Consider the following 3,546-nt stretch of genomic DNA (forward strand, 5'->3'; position numbering starts at 1 on the left):
ACGAGATCGCCGCCGGGTGCGTACGCGGGCGGGTGCGGTGCGACTCGGCTGGCGTGCGGGGTGCGGCGCCGGGCGCTGCGACTGCTGAGGCCGGTCCCGGCCAGGGGGCTCCCGCCCGCGCCGCCGGTACGGCGCCGTCGCCGGGCGTGCTCAGCGGGCGCGGGTGCCTGCGGCGCGCTGCGCCCGCCGGTGCGGTGCGCGCTGCGGGGTCTGCGTCCGCTGTGCCTGGCCTCGGTCGGGCGGGGGCCGGCCGTGCCGCCGGTGCGGTGCCCCGGGTGCGTACGCGCGGGTGTGGCGCGAGTCGGCCGGTGGGGGGCGATGCTGGGGGTCTGCGCCCGCTGAGCGGGGCCCTGGTCGGGCGGGGGTCCGGCCGTGCCGCCGGTGCGGTGCCCCGGGTGCGTACGCGCGGGTGTGGCGCGAGTCGGCCGGTGGGGGGCGATGCTGGGGGTCTGCGCCCGCTGAGCGGGGCCCTGGTCGGGCGGGGGTCCGGCCGTGCCGCCGGTGCGAGATCGCCGCCGGGTCCGTGCGCGCGCGGGTGGGGCGCGACTCGGCCGGCGTGCGGGGTGCGGCGCCGGGGGTCTGCGACCGCTGGGGACGGTCCCGGCCAGGGGCCCCGCCCCGGGCCGGCCCGAACCCGGCCGGAGGGCTTCCGCCCGGGCTCCCGGTGCGGTGCCGGCGCCGGCCGGCCGGTGTCCCCGGGCTGGTCCGGCGGGGTGTGGGCGCCGCCCGGCGGGGTCGGAGGACGGGGTGAGCGAGCGGAGCGGTTTGGTGCCATCGGCCGGGGCTCCGTAAAATCCGCTGTTCGAAAGCGGACGCGAGTCGGAGCGCCGCGCGGGTGATCAGGGAAGCGGCAGCGCGATGACGGTGACAGAGGACGGCTCGGCGTCCAGGGACATGTCCACGGAGGCCTCCGTGGACGAGCTGGTCCACGGGCCCGGTATCGACCCCGAGCGGCTGGCCGTCTGCCTGAGCGTGCTGCAGGAGCTGGACGGGATCGACGTCGACCACCCCGACGCGATCGCGGTCCGCCGGGCCACCTCGCACATCTACCGGACGGTGAAGCAGCGCCGCCGCCAGGAGCGCCGGGCCGCCAAGACCGCGCACGACCGTGCCGTGACGGAGGCCACCGCGACCGGTTCCGCCGAGCGCATCGACGACGAGACCGAGGGCATCCTGCCCTCCTCCAAGATCGAGGCCGGCAAGATCGCGGGCATACTCCAGCGCCCCCGGTCCTGCTACACCTGCAAGACGCGGTACGTGGAAGTCGACTACTTCTACCACCAGCTCTGTCCGGACTGCGCCCGCCTCAACCGCGACAAGCGGGACGCCCGCGCCGACCTCACCGGCAAGCGCGCCCTGCTCACCGGCGGCCGGGCCAAGATCGGCATGTACATCGCGCTGCGGCTGCTGCGCGACGGCGCCCACACGACGATCACGACGCGTTTCCCCAAGGACGCCATCCGCCGCTTCAAGGCGATGGAGGACTCGGCGGACTGGATGCACCGCCTGGAGGTCGTCGGCCTCGACCTGCGCGACCCGGCCCAGGCCGTCGCGCTGGCCGACCAGGTCGCCGAGGGGGGTCCGCTGGACATCCTGATCAACAACGCCACGCAGACGGTACGCCGCCTGCCCTCCGCCTACGCCGCCCTGGTCGAGGGCGAGAGCGCCCCGCTGCCCGCCGGGGAGCTGCCCGCCCACCACGTGATCGGCGCCTTCAACTCCGGCGCGGTCGACGGCCTGGCCGCGCTGCCCGTCGGCACCAGCGGTCTCGACGCCCAGAAGGTCGCCGACCTCGCCCTGGTCGCGGGCAACGCCAGCGTCGCCCGGCACCTCGACGGCACCGCCATCGACGCCGGCGGCCTGCTCCCGGACGTCGTCGACAGCAACACCTGGGTGCAGACGATCGACCAGATCTCCCCGGTGGAGCTGCTCGAGACCCAGCTGTGCAACTACACGGCGCCGTTCATCCTGATCAGCAAGCTCCGCCCGGCCATGGCCGACGCCGCGCGCAAGGCGGCGAGCGGACGGGCGTACGTCGTGAACGTGTCGGCCATGGAAGGCGTCTTCAGCCGCGGTTACAAGGGCGCGGGCCACCCCAACACCAACGCGGCCAAGGCCGCGATGAACATGGTGACGCGGACCAGCGCCCAGGAGATGTTCGAGGCCGACGCCATCCTCATGACGTCGGTCGACACCGGCTGGATCACCGACGAGCGCCCCCACTACGACAAGCTGCGCCTCGCCGAGGCCGGCTTCCACGCTCCGCTCGACCTGGTCGACGGCGCCGCCCGCGTCTACGACCCGGTCGTGCGCGGCGAGGCGGGGGAGGACCTGTACGGCGTCTTCATGAAGGACTACGCGCCCGGGAAGTGGTGAGCCGTCACCGCGTCAGTGTCGGCCCCGGTAGGCCACATGGGTGATTCACCGCGTCGCCCGAGTGAGCGTCCTGGTTCAAGAAGCCCCATATTGGGGGGTATTGGGCGCGGGGGCGACATGTATCGGTTACCGCATGTTTGCATTCCCTATCGAGCGGATGCCTGCTCATTTGGTTAACCTGGAGTGGACGGACAGCGACAAGGGGTCCCACCCACACCCATCGTCCGTCCTGGGGCGAGCCGGTCGACAACGGCCTGCTCCGACCGACAGAGACACCGGCGCCACCGCGTCCGAACTGGCCTTCCATCCAGACCCGAGCGGGCGTCGAACGCCGGAGCGCAGACTGTCCGGTACGCCCCGAGGGTGACCGACACATAAGGAGTGCGCGGTGACACCGGAGAAGACGAAGCGCGAACAGCGCCCGGAGGAACACACGGAGCGCGTGGGCCGCCGGCCCGGCGAACTCGGCAGCCTCGACGTGTGGGCCCGGTCGGCCCCGATCCGTCTCGCGGGGTACGAGGACGACCTCGCCGAGCCGCACATCCTGCCGAGCGTGGACTGACCCCGGGGCCGGACCCGTCGCGGTTCCCGTCTCAGCCGGTCACCGGGGCCGTCCGCGGCCACGGGCTCGACTCCTGCAGTTCCTGTGCCAGGTCCAGCAGCACGGCCTCCGTGCCCGGCCGGCCCACGAGCTGTACGGCGCAGGGGGCGCCCGAGGGCAGGGTGCCGGCCGGGACGGACATCGCGGGCCAGCCGGTCAGGTTCCACGGCGGGGTGAACGGCGAACAGACCGTGTTGGCCAGCACGTTGGGCAGCCAGCCCCGTTCGTGCCACGGGCCGGCCTGCGGGGAGCGGCGGGCCAGCGCCGGGGTGAGCAGCACGTCGTACTCGGTGAAGAACGGCGCCAGCCGGGCCCGCAGCCGTTCGCGGGCCTCCCCGGTGCGGACCCGGCGCACGAACGGGCGGCCCACGGCCGCGTGCACCCGGGTCCGGCGGGCCAGCCGCGCCCGGTCCAGGCCCTCGGCGTCCACCGCGGTGCCCGCCGTCCAGTGCTGGAGCGCGGTCGCGCCCAGCGAGAGCGGGTACGGTGGCTCGGCGCGCCGCACCTGGTGCCCGGCCCGGGCCAGCACCCCGGCCGCCTGCCGGACCGCGGTCGTATACGGCCTGCCG

The 3,546-nt window shown here is 74.6% G+C and carries 3 protein-coding genes; 2 read left to right on the forward strand and 1 reads right to left on the reverse strand.

Annotated features, from left to right (window positions below):
* The first annotated feature begins 858 nt into the window (after positions 1-858).
* Both IE312_RS17215 and IE312_RS17220 read left to right on the forward strand, forming a co-directional pair.
* Positions 859-2,376, forward strand: a complete 1,518-nt coding sequence (locus IE312_RS17215) for an SDR family NAD(P)-dependent oxidoreductase (protein ID WP_189982690.1) — start codon at positions 859-861, stop codon at positions 2,374-2,376.
* A gap of 388 nt (positions 2,377-2,764) precedes the next feature.
* A complete protein-coding gene (locus tag IE312_RS17220; RefSeq protein WP_189982693.1) occupies positions 2,765-2,938 on the forward strand; it encodes a hypothetical protein in 174 nt (57 codons plus the stop codon).
* A gap of 31 nt (positions 2,939-2,969) precedes the next feature.
* Here the strand turns inward: IE312_RS17220 and IE312_RS40520 are convergent.
* Positions 2,970-3,546: amidase family protein (locus IE312_RS40520; protein WP_268254320.1), on the reverse strand; the 577-nt coding region annotated here is incomplete at its 5' end.

It is taken from the genome of Streptomyces capoamus (genome assembly GCF_014654935.1).
Lineage (GTDB): Bacteria > Actinomycetota > Actinomycetes > Streptomycetales > Streptomycetaceae > Streptomyces > Streptomyces capoamus.